Genomic DNA, 20,585 nt, shown 5'->3' with positions numbered 1-20,585 from the left:
GGGCAAAAGTAAAAGCCCTCTTTTCATTTGTAAAACGAAAGGAGGGAATGTCATGAATGTATGGCTGTTTGCGAGCTGTATGTTCCTTGTAGCTGTCTCTTTGAACGTGTTGTTGTTATTTGGTCAAAGAATTGTGAAAAAGCTGAGGATCAAGAAACAGAACCATAAAGCTGAAATTGTAGATTAAGAGAAAAGGACTAGGAAACGGAATAGTCCTCTTTTTTATTTCATTTTATAGAGTAAAGGGGGGATTCCGTAATGGCATATGTCAGTGCGGAGGATGCGATGAAAGCAAGAAAAGTTGACTTGATTTCATATCTGGAAGCAAAAGGCGAAGCGTTTAAGAAAGAGGGGAACTATTATCGTCATACGGAGCATGACAGTCTCATCATTAAAGGGAATCAATACGCCTGGAATAGTCGAGGGGAAAAAGGATATGGAGCGATTAGCTTTGCCATGATGTACTATGACATGACATTTCCACAAGCTGTGATGGACATTCAGAAGGGGGACTACAAAGAGTTTGATCGTTCAAAAGCTGAAGAGGAGCGCAAAAAAGAGCAGCGGCCTTTTAGTTATCCCAAACACCTGGAAGTAAATAAGCAAACAGAGATTAAAGAATATCTAATTCATGAACGGAAAATTGATCCTCGTTTAGTAAACTGGCTGATTAAAAAGGATCTCATCGCCCAGGATAAGAAAAATAACGTGGTGTTCAAATGGAGGGAAGAGGGAGGCAAAGGGCAAGTCATTGGAATGAACCGTCAAGGTACGGTCAAAATGGAGAATAAAAGGGGTAGTTTTAAGCAAATTGTCCCGAATTATGAAAAAATCCATGCCGGTTTTACGGTTGATGTAGGTAAACCGGATAAGATTTATTTTTATGAAGATCCAATCGACATGTTATCTCATTGGAGCATTAAACAAAATAATATCCAAAACGCTCGTCTGGTTTCTATGCATGGATTGAAGTCGAAAACAGTGATTCAATCTTTAATGGATGCGAAAAAAGAAGGGCACGATATTAAAGAAGTCATAATGGCAGTTGATAATGATAAGGCTGGGAAAGACTTCATTCAGACAATGAAATGCTTTGTCGATCTTAAAGAGGATATTCCAATGAATGAAAAAGATTGGAACGATGTCCGAAAGAAACAAGTGACTGAGCAACAGGCAAAAGAAACAGTCAAACCAAAGAAAATGAAACCAATTAAAGAGGTGGAGCGAAGTGTCTAATCTACCAGAAATGCCAAACATATTACAAATTTTGATGTATGGTTTTATCCTTTACGTTCTTTTTCGTATTTGTAAATTCATGTACCGGAAGATCCAGGAGCGAAGAATATTAAAGCGAATGGCTAAGTCTGGTATTCGTTATATAGACAAAATGGACGGACATCAATTCGAGGTATACCTAAAAGCTCTCTTTCGAGAGTTGGGTTATTCTCCAACAGTTACAAAGCAGTCAAATGATTTCGGAGCGGATTTGGTATTGAAGGGGAAGAATCGTATTGTAATCCAGGCGAAACGCTACGGGATGAAAAATAGAGTCGGCATCAGTGCCGTACAAGAGATATATGCAGCACAAGCTTATTACAAAGCACACGAGGGCTGGGTTGTAACGAACAGTGTGTATACAAGGCAAGCGAAAGAATTAGCGGAAGCTTGCAATGTAAAACTAATAGATCGTGTAGAACTTCAGAAATTAATTAATAAAATCAATCCTGAATATTCGGCTGAAGATGTGTATCAAGGGATAAAACCTGCAGAACGGAAATGTCCCACATGTAAACATGATTTAGTCGTTCGTAATTCAAATAAAACAGGTAATAAGTTTTTTGGCTGTTCACAATATCCAACATGTACACATACAGAACCAATTCATACATGAGTTGTGATGGAATTCTGGCTCTTTTTTCATTTTCTTTAAGAATACATGAAAAAAATTAATTTAACTAAAAAATGACCCTTCAGATTTGCTTGTATGGGGTTTTGAAGGGGTTGTTAATAATAATAGTCGTATTTGCTATGAAAACGTATGTAAAAGGAGAAACGTACTTTACATGCGTTTTTATGTTTTTTGGCGAAAATAAAAAGGGTAGCCATTATTTACGACTTAATCCTTTGTCTATGATCTGACGAATTGCTTCGTTTCGATTCTTCAGCTTATTTTCATGCAATAATTTTCTATTTGTTTCACTTGTGTTGTGTAAATGTAACTAGAATTTAAGCGAGGTGTCCATGTATATGTTGAAAATCTGTCAATTGAAAATAACCTATAAATCATTTATTGATAAAGTTGTTCTTAGGAGAGTTCATCCAAATATATATAGAAAGTATGAAAAAATAAATTTTAATCTGATCAAAGGAGCTGAAGAAATTGTTAAAAAAATTTGGTATAGGGGCATGTTCTACAGCAATTGTATTAAGTGCCAGTATAAGTTTTTCAGGTATTGTATCAGCAGAAAGCATATCTGCAAATGAACAAGTTAGGAATGGAGACTTTGAGGAAGGGCTAAATAACTGGATTTTATCTAATCCTAATTCTTCTACCGAGAATATCGGCAATTCTGAACCAGGCAATCATTATCTGAAATTAATACATTCAGATACAGCCTATCAGCTTGTTACTGTAAAGCCGAATACAGAATATACATTAACATTTGATATATCGGGAAGTATAGGTTCTCCATCAGAAGTAACAGTAGGTAACCTGAATGCCACTCAAGAAATAGTTCCATTAACAAAGAAGCAGTATACAGGATTTAAGCCAGAACATCATGAGATGAAGTTTAAAACAGGGGAGGATGTGTCAAACTTTGCTGTTAAACTTGCTTCTACAGCAAATGGAAGGGCTAAGTTTGATAATGTACAGTTAAAGGCAATGGAGAAATCGTATGTTTTAAATATGGATTTTGATCACAATTCAAGTTTAGAACCTCTTAAACCATTTGGTAATATAAAATACAATATTGAAGAGAATGCAGGAGTAAATAATTCTAAAGGGCTTCATGTAAACGCATCATTCGGTTCAGCATTGTTTGGATCCATAACTTTGAAACCTAATACTACCTACATACTGTCCGCATCTGGAAAAGTAAATACTCCTAGTTCAGAAGTATGGGTTTCAGTAGATGTTAATGGAAGAGGCACAGCTAGTTTGGGATTTAATTCCTCACAGTATGAACGAAAATCGGTCGAATTTACTACTCCAAATTCTATTAATTCAAGTGAATTCTACATTTATCATCTTGCTGCGTTCAGCTTTGATGTCAATCTTGATGATATTGTACTAGTTGAAAAGTAGCCATAATAAAAAATATATTTTTATCATTGACACATGAAAATAATTTGTAAATTGACCCGACATATCTATAAAAAATAAAATTTCCCTATCTTTTTTACTTTTATGAAGTCGAAATACTCTAGTTAAAATATTTTGACTCTTTTGTGATGAAATCAATTTTTTTAATTAGGTTTTAATTAAACTTTTTTTCAAATCTACAGCATGTAGGATGGAAGAAGGTCGTATTTCCTTTCAGCAAGGGTTTAAAGAATTTCTTATTATGATGGTCTGTTTTTGGCTCATTATGTTTCTCATGTATGGTGAAAGCCTGTTACAATAGAATGGAGTCGAAAGTTAAAATACCCTTAGGTAGCTCTCATAGGTGTAAGATCTATGGGAGCTTTTTTAATAAGGAAAATATATAATTTCACGTACTTTAATTTTTAATAAAAAATAAAACACTTAAACAATAGTCTACATTTAATTTTTTGCCTAAATAATCCGCTTAATGGATACTGCATTGTTTGGGATGTTGCAGATTCCTTATAATAAGGATTCTTTATTATTATATATAAGCAAAAGAGAACTCTTAAATAAAAATTAGAATAATAGAAGGCCTTCGAAAGAGTGCTTTATCTATTTCTGAATATAACACTGATTTGAATTGTATTTCTCAATAAAAAAGAAATGCAAATGGGATAAAATAAACTTTATGATATATATTTAGGGGTCACCACGCTATTTTGAGGATTTTTACGTTTAGACACAGGTTGACCTTTACGATGTATGTTATTCATATAACTAGGAGGGGGAACATGAAATTAATATCAAAAATAGTAATGACAGCGTTAATAGTATTGAGTACATTTGCATTCAACTTAGGTGGACAATTTGATAAGAGTTTTCTTTCTACCTCAAAAGCATATGCGGATGTAATCAAGGCACTTCCACAAAATGCGTCAAAGATAGAGTTAGATTATGCTCCTGTGTATGACTACGACACAGACGGGTGTTATGCGACTGCAGCAATTTCTCCAGGTGGCACGACTAACCCTGGCCTAAGTTTGGGCGGTTCCCCGGAAAGTGTCTGTAGGGATGTTAACCGACTGGAAAATTCAAACACTTATTCTCGGGCCAAATCAAATAATGGTTGGACTGCCATTATGTATGCGAGTTACTTTGAGAAAGATCAACAAACTTCGGGCCCTGCTGCGCTTGGACATCGACATGACTGGGAACACACAATAGTTTGGGTTAAAGATAGTCAGGTTCAATATGTAACTTATTCAGCACATGGTAATTGGTACACTAACCCTCGCTCAAACGTTAGATTCGATGGAAACCACCCGAAAATTGTATACCATAAGGACGGCGGCTTGACACATGCTTTTCGCCTGGCTAATAGCAATGACGAGCCGCCAGAAAACTATTATCACAAGTGGCTCCAACTACCAATGGTTGGTTGGAATGGCTATCCAAGCCCAAATATTCGTGAAAAACTAATGACTACGAACTTTGGAAAAGCAACACTTGAGATCAAAGATGGAAGATTTGAAAAAGCCCTTGCTAACGCAAAGCCACCCATTAACTTTGACCCTTATGCACCGGAACTGGAAGATGGTGGTGCTTATCAAATAGTTTCTATTTTAAATAATAGTAGTGTCGTTGACTTAAATCAAACAGATGGAAATGTTCAATTGTGGCAAAATGGCAACGCTAATAATCAAAAATGGAAGCTAGTATATGATTCAAATAAATCAGCATACCAAATTAAAAATATAGCAAATCAAAATTTAGTATTAGCTTGGAATGATCTTAATGGTTCTAATAATGTAGTTGCTACATCTAATCAAAATAAGGAAGAGCAATATTGGATACCAACAGAAGCAGGAAATGGATATTATTATGTAAGGAATAAGAAGGATCAAAACAAAGTGTTAGATGTAAGTGGTTATGGTACTGCAAATGGAACAAATGTTACAGTATATAATTTCCATGGTGGTAATAATCAAACATTCCAATTGTCTAATGTAACAGGGACTTTAACAAGAGAAGTGGAGTCACTCTATAAGGCACAGCCTGGTCAAACCAGTAGATCAAGTAATAATTTTTCACTTGAACATCTCGCGGCAGGTACCAAAGTACGAGTTGTTTTAGAAGGAGCAGGTGCTACCTCTTTGTCATTTAAAATCGCAAGAGATAAATCAGGTACAGACCCTGTAATTTGGTCAAATGTTAGAGATGGTTCTATTCTAACGATCCCTTCAGGAGATGATAGAAAGAATTTGTATATCGCAGGTCCTCCTAGCGGATATACTTCTAACGGTACATTTAAAGTGAAATTTTACGCTCTTCCAAACTAAAAAATATTATAACGTTTCTATTCCCTTTATATTAATCTAATTAGAAAATGAGTATGCATACTTCAAAAATTTATTTCGGCTTGCTCGATTGGATTAACTATATTAATAGGAAATATAGTGTTTTGTTGCAAAGTTCTTTAAATGAAGCGTATAAAATGGAGTCGAAAGTCTAAATACCCTTAGGTAGCTCTCATAGGTGTAAGATCTATGGGGGCTTTTTAACAAGGTAAACATAAAATTTCACGTATCGTAATTATAAATAAAAATATAATACCCTATATTGTAAAAGGTGTTTAGCATCCATGCATAGAATCACTTCTCTGAGGTGATGATTATGACAGTGGAAACATCAATAAGGTATAGAGAAATTACAGGAACTATATTTAGAAATGAACGGTTTCAATATGAAGCAAGCCATGTTGTATCATTTGATGATAATTATGAAGCCACCTTTATTCTAGGTGGGAAATTTAACGAGTTATTTACAATTCTTTGCCGATGTAATATGCTTTATCTTGAACCTGAGTATAAGAATGCACCTAGAATTATAATTGAACTCACTGGCTGTTATGATGAATTTAGTGAGTATTATTTTATGGATTCCTTTAGGGATGTAAATGCTTTTTTAAAGGAGATGCAACTCTTAATTGACGTTGCAAAACATATGGAACAACAAACTAAATATCCTGAATAATAATTTAAACACATGTGAGGGTGAATATACTCTCACATTTTTTGTATTCATTATGTAGTGGAGGAACATAGTTAACGAATACAGAATGTATACATTCCGAATCTATATAAGGTGATAACGTGGGGTATTTAGGGGTACGGAAACGATTCTCGGTATGAGATGCCACTCTAGGATTAATAATCACCTACACTTGCCCTTTAGAAAAAAGAAACAATCTCGCCTAAAATTGACTTTGCAAAATCTTAGCTTGATAGCGATGGGGTACCGCCAGCATTTCGGAAAAAAACCACGTTAAGAAAATATCAATAAAACAATAGTGGAAAATATATTGAACATGAAAACAAAAAAGTGAATAAAGCAGAAAAGAACCTTGCAATATATAGGTTGGAGCAAAGTTCTTTTCTGTTTCCATTATTGTACTATTTAGGATTAAATCTTTTATCTATTTAAAATCTCAATCATACCAGAATCTGCATCTATCCTAACGATGTCACCGGTGTTTAATATACTCATCACAGAGTTTACCGCAACTATTGCTGGTATTCCTTTTTCCCTTGCGAAAATGGCGCCATGAGAGAAAAATCCACCTGCTTCCGTTATGATTGCAGAAACAGACAATAAATTATAGGTTAAACTGGGTGATAATATAGGGGCGACGACAATGGACCCTTTTGGTATTTGATTATAACAAGATCTATCAAGCACATTGTTTATAACATATACCATGCCTTCGGCTTTTCCTCGTGAAGCTGTTTTTCCCTGCAATAATTTCACTTCTGTCGAATTTGTAATTTTTGGTATTACCCCATCTTTAATTACCATTGGTGGAATGGATGTTTTTGCTTCTTCGTATTCATTTTTACGTTCTTTGATATTACCCATGTATAGATTATTTAAAGTACTAATTACATCTTCCAATTCATTAGGATACAGATAAAAAATGTCTTCGGGACTTAATAATAACTTTTTTTCTTTTAATTTTATTCCAATTTCTTTAATCAGTAAGCGAACTGTCGCAATCCCTTTTTGTAACAAATAATCATCATCTTCTGTTCGTAGTAAAGCTTCTCTATAAGTCTGTAGATTTTCACGAAATACAGTTTTATTTTTATCTGTTAATTTCGATTCAACTAGTAAAGCGTGCTCTTTCCACTTGTCGGGTTGTACTTCATGTGTTGGTTTATGCCCCTTCTCCAACATATTTTGAATTAATAACAATAACTCATCAGGATTTTCAGCAAGTGTTGGTAAATGGCATATAACTGGATGTGGACTCTCATAACCAAATTCATTAATAAATTTTTTAAATATTTTTACCCATGGATGATCTTTGTTATTTTCTATATCAGTAATATCATTATAGAAATCTGGATAGAGATTAGCTTGCATAATTAGGTTGTTCAGCATTTGATGTTTTTTTGTTGTAAGAGTATTGAGCCCCTGTGTTAAAAGTGCTAATTCTGCATCAGTATTTGTATTTTCCCCTAAGGCTTCTTTTAAACATTGTATAACAACGTCACTTGCTTTCCTTCTATTCATTAACCATTCTCTGTTCATGTATTCTTTACAGTAATCTCTAAAAAGTGAGATTCTTTCAAATAGATTTTCCCATAATTGATTTAGCGATAATTCTTTTAGATTTTGAATAAGAAATTTACTGAATACTGGGTTATATTTATTGTAAATACGGTACCAATCCTTCAAGATATCTTGTTTTTTAAAATGTTGCTCTACAGAAGGACTTGACCAAGCCTGTTTTAATTTGATGTAAGGGTAATTATTAATAAACGTTGTATCCCAGTTTGGAGAATTTAATAGTCCACTTGGATCTAATTTTTGAGTAAGCGGTACTACTGGCTCCGTACATTGATCAAGCAAGTTCCATTCTCCAGACAAATGAGTATCTTGAATGCGCTGCTTCTGGGGCGTATTAATGTTGCTTGTTGTTACAGGTCGAAGTTGAAGCCAATATACCACATTATCTTGTATACAAAACTCCAAGTCGACGTGAAAACCCATTTGATTCTTAAGTTTACAAACGGTATTTGTAATTTCTTCTATAACAGATACAGGAATATCAGGATTGTTATTTTGTTCCCAATTCCCTTTATTATAAGTCCAAGGGGTAACAATTCCATCTACTAGAAATCCCCCTTTTCCTTTTACCATTTCAATAACAACATCTTCTTCATCTGTAATTGGATTTTTTGAAAACGTAACACCTGCAAAATCAGGATTTACAAATTTTTGAACAATTACTGCCATTTCATTTTCTGTATCTGCTGATCTTATTACATTCATTACTGCTTGGCTGAATTTACAATCAGAATCAATAATTTCAGTTAGAAACTTTCCTGCCATTGCCGTTTCGAATGAATCCTCATTTACAGATGAAGACCTAACTGCCCAACCACTTTCTGAAGATAAATACTTCTTAAGTTGCATTTCAAAATCCTTGAGTTTTTGTGAAAAATCAAGATTTACAAAAAAACTAATAGGCAAAACGATAGCCTCTGGTACATTAAGTCCTAATTCCATAAGTTTTCGTAAATAATAGGCTTTATTACCAATATCTTTTTTTTCTAATTTACATGCGTTCAATGTGTAATTCATATTAAAACCTCCACATTTTATTTTTTTACGTAATTACGTAAAAACTTACTGGATGAAAATTATAATATTTATACTTTTATTTGTCAATATAATCCTATCAGTTCTACTTTAGGGTGTATTTACAACATTTTATTGAATCGATATACTTAATTATGGAATTACGTATTTTAAATAAATATCTACTTTAAGGGGTGATGTGTTTTGACTACTTCCAGAAATTATGGTGAGGAACTAGATTTTCTTACACAAGAAGTAAAGGAACTTAAACAAATTTTAAGTCAAATTATTGGTACACAATCTCCAAATAAAATTTTACATATAAAGGAAAATAAAAAATCAGAATCAAATATAGAAAGTAAGAATGAATTAGGTGAGATATTTTATTCTGGTCAGTATAGAGGACAAAATAGCATTAGGTGGGATCCTCAACAAAGAAATGTATATGATTTACTTGAGCTTGACAGTGAGAAGGTGGCAAAAGTATTGTCTGCACTTGGTAATAAGCAACGATTGGATATCCTAACTACTGTGTTACGTGGTCCCACTACAGGTATAGCAATTGTAGAGCAACTAAATATGGGAACCACTGGCCAACTATATCATCATACAAAAGCTTTACTTGGAGCAGATCTTTTAGTTCAAGAGGAACGAGGAGGACATTACTCTCTTCCAACTCACCGGATATTCCCTTTACTTTTACTACTCTCTGCACTTTCAGATTTGATTGATACAAGTAGTTATATAGAGCTTACTGAGGCCAGAAATAATAAAATGACGTATCTAGGTGAAGAGCACAAGGGATACAATCCAAATGATCTTCTATGGGCTGTACTTGAAAACTCTATATTAGAACATGAAGAAGGGTATTGTTCTGATATAGTTATAGTTCTTCAAGGAGATGGAAGTGTAACTGTGGCTGATAATGGACGAGGTATTCCGATAAAAACAATGCCTAATTCTATTAATTCTTCAGTACAAGAAGTTCTAACAGAACTCGGGAAAAATAATACAAGTGCTTCTTTTATTGTTAGAGGTGGACTTAAAGGAATTAATATGGCGGTGGTAAATGCACTTTCAGAGAAGCTGTCAACGGAAGTTCGACGTGAAGGTAGGGTATATCATCAGGATTTTAAATATGGAATTCCTCAATCCGAACTATTAGTAATTGGAATAACAAAAGAGACTGGTACAAGTGTTACTTTTAAACCAGATCAAGATATTTTTACATTTAGTTTTAATAAGACCCAATTAACAGAGCGCATTAATGTATTCAAAGAGCATTATCCTAATTTAAATGTTCAAATTATTGATTCAAACAATTTTAATAAATAGTTACAATATTTTTCTTATTAGGGGTATCGCCACATGCCCATCAACTTAAGAATTTTATACTACCCCAAAACGAAAAAACGGTATTCTTTCTATTCAAGATGTAGAAAGATTATCGTTTTTTTAACTCTCAAAAATATTAGTGGTTTTTTTTAAAAAAATGTAAAAAGTTTTTGACATATAGAACATAATTATATAAACTAAAAATGTAAAAAGTTTTTGACAAAAATAGAGGTGATGTTCATAAAAATGGAAAACATAATTCGTATTTTGCGTAAAGAGAAAAAGCTTTCCCAAGATGATTTAGCTAAATTATGTCGTGTTTCAAGGCAAACGATTAATGCGATTGAGAATAACAAATATGATCCTACATTGGAACTTGCTTTTAATTTAGCTAAATACCTTGGTGTAACGGTTGATCAATTATTTATTTATAAAAGCTAGATAAGGAGAAGAAACAAATGAAAAATGGAATTAATATCTTATTTACTTGTTTATACATTGTGATTATGGGTTTACTTGCTTTTGAATGGTATGAGAAGCAACAGGTCTCTATAACTTCGTTATTTGTAGCAGCAATCATTTTGCAATCTTTATTTATGAAGCGAATTTTTAAAGGTAAAAAAGAGGGCGAGCATTTTATTGATGAAATGTTTTTACATATCAGACAGAAAAGCTTATCAATTTGTTGTTTTGTAATGTATGTATTAACCTTAGGTACTTTATTTTTATCAGAAGGCACATGGAATTTTAACCATATGCATAATAAACCTTTAATTTTTTTGGTTTTCTTATACCCTATCGTTTACCAAATAAGTCATATATTCGTTTCAAGAAACAACTCTTAATAGACTATTTAAAAGTGAAAAATACGCTATTCTTTCGGTATAAATTCAAAACGAGAGGATGGCGTTTTTGTATGTCTATTTCTGTATCTGATGAATTACAACTATTTGCTGAAGAGTTATATGAACATCTTACTCCTTCATTTCTCGAAAATATTGCTAAAGAACTAGGTTTTGTACAACGAAAACGTAAGTTTTCAGGGCATGATTTAGCTACTATCTGTGTTTGGGTTAGTCAACGGGTAGCTAGTGATTCTTTAGTGCGACTATGTAGTCAACTTCATGCCGTTACAGGAACACTTATGAGTTCAGAAGGACTTAATAAGCGTTTCAATAAAAAAGCTGTTTGCTTTTTAAAACATATTTTCTCTTCGTTAATAAAAAGTGAAATTTGTAAAACATCAGTGATTCCTAGTTCTTCAATCGCCTATTTTCAACGAATTCGTATTTTAGATGCAACGATTTTTCAGGTGCCAAAGCATTTAGCTAGTGTGTATCCTGGATCAGGTGGTTGTGCTCAAACAGCAGGTATAAAAATCCAATTAGAATATGATTTACATAGTGGTCAGTTTTTAAATTTCCAAGTAGCACCAGGGAAAAATAATGATAAAACCTTTGGAACAGAGTGTTTATCAACATTACGTCCTGGTGATCTATGTATTCGGGATTTAGGCTATTATTCACTGGGTGATTTAGATCAAATGGACCAACGTGGCGTGTATTATATATCACGGCTCAAATTAAACAATAGGGTGTATATCAAAAATGAATTTCCTGAATACTTTCGAAATGGGACCATAAAAAAACAATCTAAGTACATCCAAGTTGATTTAGAGCGCATTATGGATACCTTAAAACCAGGACAGTCCTATGAAATAAAAGAAGCTTATATTGGAAAGGATAAAAAGCTATTCACTCGAGTGACTATGTATCGATTAACTGAAAAACAACTTCGTGAACGTATGAAAAAGCAAGTGTATACGGAAAGTAAAAAGGGCATTACATATTCGGAAAAAAGTAAACAATTAGCTGGCATGAATCTATATGTTACCAACACACCCTGGGAAATCGTTCCGATGGAACAAATCCATGATTTTTACTCTCTCCGCTGGCAAATAGAGATTGTATTTAAAACATGGAAATCCCTATTTCAAATTCATCATTGGCAAAATATTAAACAAGAGCGATTAGAATGCCATGTTTATGGAAAACTCATTGCCATTTTTTTATGTTCTTCTACTATGTTTAAGATGCGCCAGTTAATATTACAAAAAAAGAAACGAGAATTAAGTGAATATAAAGCAATTGGAATGATTCAAGATCATTTATCGACTTTGTATCAAGCCATACAACAAAACACCCAAGAAATAACAAAGATTTTAATCCGCCTGTTCTACTTGCTCCAGAAGAATGGGCGGAAATCTCATCGATACGAAAAGAAAACAGTCTTTGATATTTTGGGTGTTGTCTATGAATATAATGGATTGAGAAAACAAAAGAAAGCTGCATAATTTTTAAAAATGATACCTATCTAGGTTTATTTGTTATGCTTATTTTTAAAGATACCAAATATTTCAAGAGTTTGTTGGTTGTATGAACGAAAGTTCAGTGTGTTTCCATTCTTAAGTTGATGGGCATGGGGTATCGCCACATGCCCATCAAGCTAACCAAGTAAATTACTAGATAAGAAACGATCCTTGTTTCAAAACTAGCAATTGATAGAAAAGTAGGCATGCTAAAGAAGCCTATTAAAACGTGATTTTTTCGCTAGGCAGATTGTCTATGCTTCACCGTCGTTTTATACACAATCCCTAGAATATCAAAGACGGTCATTTTCTTATACCGATGACATTTACGACCGTTCTTTTTGAGCAGCAGATAAAGACGATGCAGAATTTTTAAAATTTCTTCTGTGCCAACGGCTATCGCTTGAAACAGTAACGGAAAGTAATCTTTAATCATATAAATCGCTTTGTATTCACTCAGCTCCTGCTTTGTCTTTTCAAGCAGAAACTGTCGTATTTGAAACATCGTAGAAGAACAGAGGAGAATGCCGATGAGTTGTCCATATAAATGGCACTCTAGGCGTTCTCTTTTAATATTTTTACATTCATCAATTTCAAAAAATGACTTCCACGTTTTAAACAAAATTTCAATCTGCCAACGAAGTGAATACAATGAGTGCACGTAGTTCGTTGGTACTCCTTCTAGAGACGTATTCGTGATATATACATTCATACCCATTAAACGTTTACTTTTCTCCTTCATGACGATGCCTTTTTTCTTTTCACGTATCGCTTGGTTTTTCAGGCGTGTTTGCGTTTGATCATCGGTTAAACGATGGAAAATGACACGTGCTGGAAGCTTCTGATTTTGGCCAATGTATGCCTCGGGGATTTCTATCGTTTCACCTGGGATTAGACCCGACATCATTTGTGCCATATCAAGCTGGATGTATTCTGTTTGCTTTTTTAACGTGCCGTTGTTGAAGTATTCTGGCTCAGGGTTCTTGATATAAATGCGTGTATTCAGCTTCAACCGCGAGATATAGTAAGCCTCTTTATCATGAATAGTTTGTAAGTCTCCTAAATCGAAGTAACCAAGATCACGTAAACACAAATCACCCGCCTCTACGGTTTCAAGGCAGATGGTACCGTATGTTTTATCATTATTCTTTCCTGGTCCAAGCTGCACGTTAAGAAATTGACCACTAAGTAAATCATATTCCAATTGGATTTTCACGCCTGCCGTATTACTACTCCCGCCTGAACCTTGATAGTTAGTGGCGAAATGATCAGGCAGTTGAAACACTGTCGCATCTAAAATACGGATACGATTGAAAGTAGAGATCATGTGTGCAGAAAGCGAGTGATTTGAACAGAGTTTTTGTGTGAGAAGAGAAGTAAAGACTTCTCGAAGAAATGCGACAGCTGCTGGATTAAAGCGTTGGTTCAATCCTTCTGAGCTCATCAGTACCCCAGTTGAGTCTTCTAACTGACTGCACAATTGTGTAAGCGATGTGCTAGCGATTTCTTGACTGAGCCATACGCAAAGGGCAATGAGTTCGTTTGCTTGATACTTACTAGATCGCTGTACAAAACCAACTTGTTTGGCGATATCTTGTAGGACTATTGGAGATAAAAAGTATTGTAGCTCTTGTGCGAAAAGATTTAGTTTATTGGAAATGATAGGATTCATCAAAAACGCCATCCTTTCTGTATATTTCTACAAAAAGAATAGCGTTTTTTTGATTATATAGATACAAATTTATAAAGTTGTTAAAACCCCTAGCTATTGACACATATATTTAACTAATGTAACATATATATTACAAAGGAAATAAATGTATTGGGGGCTTCTAATATGCTTACCAAAGTAAAGCGAATTCGACTCGAAAAGGGTATGACACAGGGGGAATTAGCAAAAATAACAAATGTAAGTAGACAGACAATCGGTCTAATAGAAAAAGGCGAATACAACCCATCTTTGAAATTATGTATTGAGATTTGCAAAAGTTTAGGTGTTACATTAAATGATTTATTTTGGGAGGAAGATTAATGTCTAAGTTACTAAAATTATATATTTTTGGTAGAGGTACTTCTGTTGATGAACGAGAACAAAATACAGCCTTCGAAATAATGGCAAACGCTGGGATGCTAGCTCTTTTCATCTGTTTTGGAGCTATGCTATATGATTTAATTTTAAACAAAGAAATTACATCACTTGGCATTCTAGCCTTAATTATTTTATTAACAACATCATTTTATATCGTTATAATGATGCGAATCAAAAAAATATATATACGTTATACATCAAATAATAAAATGTTAGTTCGTAATTCGATATTCTCGGGATTTATTTTCTTCATTGTATTTACTTTATTAACATATTTACCTTCTGGAGAAGCAATTACCATGAAGGATCTTACTATAAATAGTATAGGCGGAGTATTTTTTGGCTTATGTATATATGGATATAGTAAGTATAACAGTAAAAAAGTTGAAGAAGATGAATTGTAATGATTAATACAAAACACCCTTCATTAGTTATTAATGAAGGGTGTTTTTTTATTTAAATTATCTTTATTGATGTAGCGATTAATCTAATTACATTTTTTTAATAATCAGTATCAACTATATAATCATTAGGTTAAACTTCTATAATGCTTTCAGAATGAAAACGTGATGTTTTTTATGGTAACCAAGTTTATTTTTATTGTTTTGGGGTAACTTGTTCTTGTTAGCTTGATGGGCATGGGGTATCGCCAGCATTTCGGAAAAAAACCACGTTAAGCGAATTTCAACATAAAACAGTCGACTTTGACCATTTTAAGGATAAGGAGGCTGTTTTATATATAAATTTGAATTAAAGTCGTATCGCTTATAAAAAAAATTACCGTTTGCCCCTTTGGATAAAATTATCTAGAGCCTACGCTCGAGCTCGATTGTAAAACTGTCAAAAGATTGGTAAAACTCCTGTATTCTGTATTGAATATAGGAGTTTTGTTTACGCTTCTTCAAGTAAGGAGAGGAAGGATAAAATCAAACAAATGTAGATAATTATTAGGAGAAATCATTATCTATAACGATTCGATCAATTTCATAAGTTGCTGTTTTGTCTGACTCAAATAGTTTCTGTTTTTAGAAGAAATTAATAATCCTATAGGCATTTGGGGATCAAATCCTTTAACCTTAAATGATATATTACCTTTGTTTAAAATAGTTCCCTTAGGAATAATACCTATTGCATTTCCAAAAACCATGTGTGGAATAAGATGTAATGCACTACAATTGTAAACTCTTTTAAAAGATAAATTATTTTCTGATAAGAAAGCATTCACAGATTGATTATAATAACAACTATTCTCTCCAATTAAAACAGGATAATTAATGATATCGAATATTTCAACTGACTCTTTGTGTAATATTGGATGATGAGGATTATTGACAATAAATTCGATTTGTTCATTGTAAAGTGGAGTGAAGCTTATATTGGAACTATTTTTGTTGTTTCCGCAAACAGCAAAATCAATTTTATTTTGTTCTAATATTTGTGATAAAAGTGCTGTGTTCCCTACAACAAAATCACAATGTATATATGGTTTCTCATTGTCTAAATAGTTTAATATAGATGGAATTAACTTTTTTGCAACAGATTCTGTTAGTCCTATTCTTAATGTTCCTTTTTCCTCATTACTTATACGCTGCGCTTGAGATATTGAATAATCCCAATGCATTAACAAGTTATCTACCTCCTCTGCAAATAAAGTACCTTCCTCTGTTAATCGCGCATCCCACCCTCGTTCAAATAGAAGGAAGCCAAGTTCATTCTCCAGCTTTTTTATATGTGTTGTTACAGTTGATTGAGCATAGTTTAATTTTTTTGCTGCCAGTGAAAAAGTTCCTTCTTCGACAATCATCTTAAATGTATTTAACTCTTTTATTTCCATTTTCATACCTCATCTTTATCGGTTTTATTGATAATTATACAATTTATTTTCAATTATACAAATTGAGATAATGGAAGTAAAATAAGGTCATAAGAAAGGGAGTGAAAATATGCCGTTTGTTAATGTTTATTATCCAGATGGTCAATTGAATAAAGAAGAGCTAAAAACGGTAAGTAATAGTATTCACCATTCATTGATTGAACATTTTAAAATTCCAGAAAATGATTACTTTCAAATATTTTTACCTTACCCATCTAATCAATTTTTTTACGATCCACATTATCTCTTAGAAGGAGAGAAAAAGAGAACAGAAAAAATAATGCATGTTTCTATTACATGTGGGCCAGGAAGAACAATAAATCAGAAAAAGAGTTTGTATCAATCCATATCAAAAGCTATATCTAATCATTTAAACATCTCTACAACTGATATTTTTATTACATTAAACGAGACATCTGCTGAAAACTGGTCATTTGGTCAAGGAGTAGCACAAATGGTTAATATGAGGGAGGGAAAAGAGTAGTGAATGATCGTATCGAGTCCAATATATCAAAGAAAATGAGAGATATGGCTCCCGATTTTGTTGATTATAGTGAAAACATATTATTCGAAAAAATATGGAGAGATCCTATTTTAACATCCAGAGAAAGAAGTTTATGTACACTATCTGCTCTAATTAGTATCGGCAATACTGAACAATTACCATTTCATCTACAATTAGCTGAAAAGAATGGAATTAACGAAAAGGAAATTATTGCTCTGATAACACATATGGCCTTTTACATTGGATGGCCTAAAGCAACTGCAACGCTAAACATGATACTGAATAAAAATGAAAATACGGTATCTAAATAATCAATCTTTTATAAAAACCAAAAATGAAATCTGCTAGATAAGAAGCTATTTTGAATCATATTTTTTACGGATTCTATTTATATATCGTAAGATATGAGTTAAAACGATACTTTTTATCAAACTTTATTACAAAGTTACACCTCATTTTGTTTTTGGTAACCCGTTAGGTAAAACCTTTCAATCTGAAATATAAATATATTATCTTTTAAAGTGGTTCTGATAATAAATAATCCCATCCAAATTAAAGTTAAATTATTGTAGCAAGAAGCCGAGTTCTATCTGTTAAGGAATTCGGCTTCTTTATTATTTTTCTTTTGCTAAGAAGTGATATTTCAATTCCCTTCTATATCTAATACAACACAATGTTAGTTGTGTTGTATTAGAACTAAAAAAGATTAAGATAAATGAGTATTAATGCAACACAAATTATTGAAATGGTCTAATTTCGAATACAACACAATTTAAATTAGCGTTAAAATGGTTCAAAAATCCTTAGCGTGAGTTTTTTTCGAAATTCTGGCGGTACCCCTCATAGGTGTAAGATCTATGGGGGCTTTTTTAATAAGTGACATATAAAATTTCACGTACTGTAATGTTTAATAAAAAATAAAACACATGAGTAATATGTCTACATTTCATTTTGTGCTTAATTGATCCGCTTAATGGAGTCGGTCTCGTCTGTTTTGGATACTATTTTGTGTGAAATGGAGATATTATTAATATTTTGGATAGATTTCTAGCGAAATATGTACCTAGAGCCGTATTTCAATTTAAATATGATAGTATTACACTTAGTATGAGCCTTATATTTTATTATTTTGTACTAATCATGGGGGTATGTATATGCGTAAATTGTTCAGTGGAAAACGTTGTGATTTGAACCATAACTTTGCCATTTTGGCAAGGTTATGGTTCTTTTTGTTTGCGGCAAAGATATGGTTCCAACTATATAATATTGTAACAAGAAGGGTAGAATGGGTATTTTGTTCAACTTAGGCTTTTCATATTTAAAAAATACTTTTTTCATTTTCCATTAAAGAATTTATTTATAAGCTTATTTTGTAACCTTATAAATAAATTCTACGATAGCATCGTGCATTTGATCTAATGCAGGTTGTTCCACTGGGTAATGACCTCCATTTTCTAACATGACTATTTTTACATCTACTTTTTTTATTTTGTTTAGGAATGGAGTGCTTAAATGTAACGGTGTCCATCTATCTTGTTCAGGTTGTGTTAAAAGAATGGGACATACATCAAAATCCTCTGGTTCCATTACAGGTTGGTAATTGCCATAACTGTCTAGGAATCTCATGCTTGCTTTATTCGCAGCAGATGTTTTATCTCGACTGAATATTTCCATTACTTTCTCATTATTACATAAGGCACTCATTTTAGAAGCTGTACTCATTTTCATTTTAAAGTTTTCAAGTCCTATGTTACATGCAATGCCTGCCATAGGTATTCCGACACGACTCATAAAGCAATTTTTAGCTGTTTCGTCACGGACTTGTTGATTTTGTTGATCCAAGAATGTCATACCAATGATTCCTTTTACTTTCTTGTTTTTTGCAGCAACGTGGTAAGTTTCCATACCACCTGCACTTAAGCCATAAAGTACAATGGGTCTATCATCACGTTTTTGTTCATAGTCGATATAATCACATGCTAAATCTACCCAGTCATCATATTTTACTACGGAGCTTTTTTTAACTTTTGTAACTCCATAAGTAGGCATATCAATAGCAATTGTTTCTAAACCGTCTTTTGAAAGAGGACCACCTAAAATCATGGACATCTGTCTACCATTTGTACCTACTCCATGTAATAAAATAACTTTAACAGGTGCTTTTTTATTCCGAAAACAATCTAAATGTACCTTATGTCCTTTCCAATTCCACCATTCTTCTGTTGGATGATAATTATCTGTAAAGTGATATTTTTTAGGTAAATAGGCTTGGATTTCACGCCATTCGCTTTGTTCACTGTATGTCATTTCATTTCCTCCTTAGGATGTTTAAAACAATTTTCGAAATTCATTAAGTTCTAATGTTCGAACGTTCGAACGCTTTGTGATTAAAATATTATTCGACTCTTTTATATTTGTCAATAAATAATTTTTAATTCACTTTGTAGAAAAAGTAGCATTTTAAAATACTACTTTTATCATTGTGTATACTATTTTGTTGATTATTTTTTTAATTGGTTATCAGTTTCCAACGATTCAATTAGTTGTTTTAATAATACAATGGAATTATCAAGAGAAAGAGCATAATACCTTTCAGTAGCACGTTTTTGAACAGTAACTAGATTTGCATTTAAAAGATGCTTCAAGTGGTGTGAAATAGCTGGTCTAGATAAAGAAAGTCGGTCTACTATTTGATTTACAGACATTTCTCCTTCATCATAAAGTAACACCAATATATCTTGACGATTTAGATCCTGAAGGATTGAAAAAATAGGAGTACATTCTCTTAATATGTTTATTGTTTTTTGGCTCATGATACCTCTCCTTGTTTAATTGTTCGAACGTTTAGATGTTTATTTAGTATAGAACTTTACAGATGTTTCTGTCAAAGAGTCTTTGTTCTCCTATTTAGAGATATTTCCAACTCTTATTCTCTAATGCAATTGTTTTCGAAAGATAACCAAAAATCTCTTCGGATTTTTTCTAGGAATTTAATATTTTTTGAGTTGTAATCATATATATTTCTTGCTTGTCTTCACTGTACCCCTCTTTTATAAAACGCCTTCACTTTACTTAATAAATAATTATGTCTGTAGTAGTTGATGCTTGTTTAAGCATCAACTACTACAGACATAATTTTAATTTGTACATATTCGGTCCATGAACTTATTTTAATGGTCTCCACTTTCTTTCTCGATGTTTTTCTTCAAATGAAATGTTATTTGAAGAAAATTTTAATAATTAAACAAAAGAATATATAAAATATGCGCATATGAAAAATTGAAAGAAGGTGGGCATACCAGTTTTGGAATTTTTTGTGGATTAATCAAAAAATTTGTTCAATAATACGCTTTAAATTGTGGCAAATTAATGGTTCACACCATAAGCCATCAAGTCAAGAAATTACTTCCTCCCAGAAAAATAAAAAACGTATATTTTCAATAATTTATAACAGTTAAACCC

Annotated in this window: 20 protein-coding genes and 1 pseudogene; 15 read left to right on the top strand and 6 right to left on the bottom strand. The window is 32.7% G+C overall.

Annotation, left to right across the window (positions count from 1 at the left end; translation table 11 throughout):
* The first annotated feature begins 52 nt into the window (after positions 1-52).
* From MRP26_RS30865 to MRP26_RS28215, 3 genes are all read left to right on the top strand, one after another.
* Complete coding sequence (locus MRP26_RS30865) at positions 53-187, top strand: hypothetical protein (RefSeq protein ID WP_276576191.1); 135 nt, start codon at positions 53-55, stop codon at positions 185-187.
* A 71-nt stretch (positions 188-258) separates the two neighbouring features.
* Positions 259-1,236, top strand: coding sequence for a DUF3991 and TOPRIM domain-containing protein (locus MRP26_RS28220; protein WP_242807356.1), 978 nt, complete (start codon positions 259-261; stop codon positions 1,234-1,236).
* Positions 1,229-1,891: a restriction endonuclease gene (locus tag MRP26_RS28215; protein WP_242807354.1), complete on the top strand. Its 663-nt coding sequence runs from the start codon at positions 1,229-1,231 to the stop codon at positions 1,889-1,891. The genes MRP26_RS28220 and MRP26_RS28215 overlap by 8 nt, the downstream gene beginning before the upstream one ends.
* A gap of 214 nt (positions 1,892-2,105) precedes the next feature.
* On the opposite strand, the pseudogene MRP26_RS31175 reads toward MRP26_RS28215, so the two are convergent.
* Positions 2,106-2,226: pseudogene (locus MRP26_RS31175) on the bottom strand (ribbon-helix-helix domain-containing protein).
* A 154-nt stretch (positions 2,227-2,380) separates the two neighbouring features.
* On the opposite strand from MRP26_RS31175, the gene MRP26_RS28210 reads away from it, so the two are divergent.
* From MRP26_RS28210 to MRP26_RS28200, 3 genes are all read left to right on the top strand, one after another.
* Positions 2,381-3,307: a carbohydrate binding domain-containing protein gene (locus MRP26_RS28210; RefSeq protein ID WP_242807352.1), complete on the top strand. Its 927-nt coding sequence runs from the start codon at positions 2,381-2,383 to the stop codon at positions 3,305-3,307.
* Between the two features lie 794 nt (positions 3,308-4,101).
* Entirely contained in the window at positions 4,102-5,649 is a 1,548-nt protein-coding gene (locus MRP26_RS28205) for an NPP1 family protein (protein WP_242807350.1), read from the top strand.
* Positions 5,650-5,983: 334 nt separating this feature from the next.
* Positions 5,984-6,343 carry a hypothetical protein gene (locus MRP26_RS28200; protein ID WP_242807349.1) on the top strand — a complete coding sequence of 120 codons (360 nt, stop codon included), beginning with the start codon at positions 5,984-5,986 and terminating at the stop codon, positions 6,341-6,343.
* 438 nt (positions 6,344-6,781) lie between these two features.
* Here the strand turns inward: MRP26_RS28200 and MRP26_RS28195 are convergent, their stop codons facing one another.
* On the bottom strand, positions 6,782-8,956 hold the full coding sequence (locus MRP26_RS28195; RefSeq protein WP_242807348.1) for a PEP/pyruvate-binding domain-containing protein: 2,175 nt from the start codon (positions 8,954-8,956) through the stop codon (positions 6,782-6,784).
* A gap of 201 nt (positions 8,957-9,157) precedes the next feature.
* Here MRP26_RS28195 and MRP26_RS28190 point away from each other — a divergent pair, with 201 nt between their 5' ends.
* The 4 genes from MRP26_RS28190 to MRP26_RS28175 all read left to right on the top strand — a co-directional run bounded on the left by MRP26_RS28190 (position 9,158) and on the right by MRP26_RS28175 (position 12,641).
* On the top strand, positions 9,158-10,288 hold the full coding sequence (locus tag MRP26_RS28190) for an ATP-binding protein (RefSeq protein WP_242807347.1): 1,131 nt from the start codon (positions 9,158-9,160) through the stop codon (positions 10,286-10,288).
* A gap of 246 nt (positions 10,289-10,534) precedes the next feature.
* Positions 10,535-10,729 carry a helix-turn-helix transcriptional regulator gene (locus tag MRP26_RS28185; protein ID WP_098650545.1) on the top strand — a complete coding sequence of 65 codons (195 nt, stop codon included), beginning with the start codon at positions 10,535-10,537 and terminating at the stop codon, positions 10,727-10,729.
* A 17-nt stretch (positions 10,730-10,746) separates the two neighbouring features.
* Positions 10,747-11,133, top strand: a complete 387-nt coding sequence (locus MRP26_RS28180) for a hypothetical protein (RefSeq protein WP_098650544.1) — start codon at positions 10,747-10,749, stop codon at positions 11,131-11,133.
* Between the two features lie 71 nt (positions 11,134-11,204).
* A complete protein-coding gene (locus MRP26_RS28175) occupies positions 11,205-12,641 on the top strand; it encodes an IS4 family transposase (protein WP_242807346.1) in 1,437 nt (478 codons plus the stop codon).
* Positions 12,642-12,897: 256 nt separating this feature from the next.
* On the opposite strand, the gene MRP26_RS28170 is transcribed toward MRP26_RS28175, so the two are convergent.
* Positions 12,898-14,328 (bottom strand): IS4 family transposase, encoded by a 1,431-nt coding sequence (locus MRP26_RS28170; protein ID WP_242807345.1) that lies wholly within the window; start codon positions 14,326-14,328, stop codon positions 12,898-12,900.
* Between the two features lie 165 nt (positions 14,329-14,493).
* Between MRP26_RS28170 and MRP26_RS28165 the strand changes: the two genes are divergently transcribed.
* Both MRP26_RS28165 and MRP26_RS28160 read left to right on the top strand, forming a co-directional pair.
* Positions 14,494-14,688, top strand: coding sequence for a helix-turn-helix transcriptional regulator (locus tag MRP26_RS28165; RefSeq protein ID WP_000956452.1), 195 nt, complete (start codon positions 14,494-14,496; stop codon positions 14,686-14,688).
* Entirely contained in the window at positions 14,688-15,149 is a 462-nt protein-coding gene (locus MRP26_RS28160; protein ID WP_000040563.1) for a hypothetical protein, read from the top strand. Before MRP26_RS28165 ends, MRP26_RS28160 begins: the two co-directional genes overlap by 1 nt.
* A gap of 560 nt (positions 15,150-15,709) precedes the next feature.
* Here MRP26_RS28160 and MRP26_RS28155 read toward each other — a convergent pair.
* The gene (locus MRP26_RS28155; RefSeq protein ID WP_242807344.1) at positions 15,710-16,579 is read right to left on the bottom strand and encodes a LysR family transcriptional regulator; all 870 of its coding nucleotides are present in this window, start codon (positions 16,577-16,579) and stop codon (positions 15,710-15,712) included.
* A 109-nt stretch (positions 16,580-16,688) separates the two neighbouring features.
* On the opposite strand from MRP26_RS28155, the gene MRP26_RS28150 reads away from it, so the two are divergent.
* The 3 genes from MRP26_RS28150 (at position 16,689) to MRP26_RS28140 (ending at position 18,430) form a co-directional block, all read left to right on the top strand.
* Positions 16,689-17,102 carry a tautomerase family protein gene (locus MRP26_RS28150; protein ID WP_242807343.1) on the top strand — a complete coding sequence of 138 codons (414 nt, stop codon included), beginning with the start codon at positions 16,689-16,691 and terminating at the stop codon, positions 17,100-17,102.
* Positions 17,102-17,434 carry a carboxymuconolactone decarboxylase family protein gene (locus MRP26_RS28145; RefSeq protein ID WP_242807342.1) on the top strand — a complete coding sequence of 111 codons (333 nt, stop codon included), beginning with the start codon at positions 17,102-17,104 and terminating at the stop codon, positions 17,432-17,434. Before MRP26_RS28150 ends, MRP26_RS28145 begins: the two co-directional genes overlap by 1 nt.
* Positions 17,435-18,277: 843 nt before the next feature.
* Positions 18,278-18,430 carry a hypothetical protein gene (locus MRP26_RS28140; protein WP_242807340.1) on the top strand — a complete coding sequence of 51 codons (153 nt, stop codon included), beginning with the start codon at positions 18,278-18,280 and terminating at the stop codon, positions 18,428-18,430.
* Positions 18,431-18,488: 58 nt separating this feature from the next.
* On the opposite strand, the gene MRP26_RS28135 is transcribed toward MRP26_RS28140, so the two are convergent.
* Together MRP26_RS28135 and MRP26_RS28130 are read right to left on the bottom strand one after the other, a co-directional pair.
* Positions 18,489-19,430, bottom strand: coding sequence for an alpha/beta hydrolase (locus MRP26_RS28135; RefSeq protein ID WP_242807338.1), 942 nt, complete (start codon positions 19,428-19,430; stop codon positions 18,489-18,491).
* 194 nt (positions 19,431-19,624) lie between these two features.
* The gene (locus MRP26_RS28130; RefSeq protein WP_242807337.1) at positions 19,625-19,936 is read right to left on the bottom strand and encodes an ArsR/SmtB family transcription factor; all 312 of its coding nucleotides are present in this window, start codon (positions 19,934-19,936) and stop codon (positions 19,625-19,627) included.
* Positions 19,937-20,585: the final 649 nt, after the last annotated feature.

Source organism: Bacillus sp. CCB-MMP212 (assembly GCF_022748145.1).
GTDB classification, from domain to species: domain Bacteria; phylum Bacillota; class Bacilli; order Bacillales; family Bacillaceae_G; genus Bacillus_A; species Bacillus_A cereus.
Note: the sequence above shows the minus strand (reverse complement) of the source record. Positions and strands in the feature narration are given on the sequence as shown.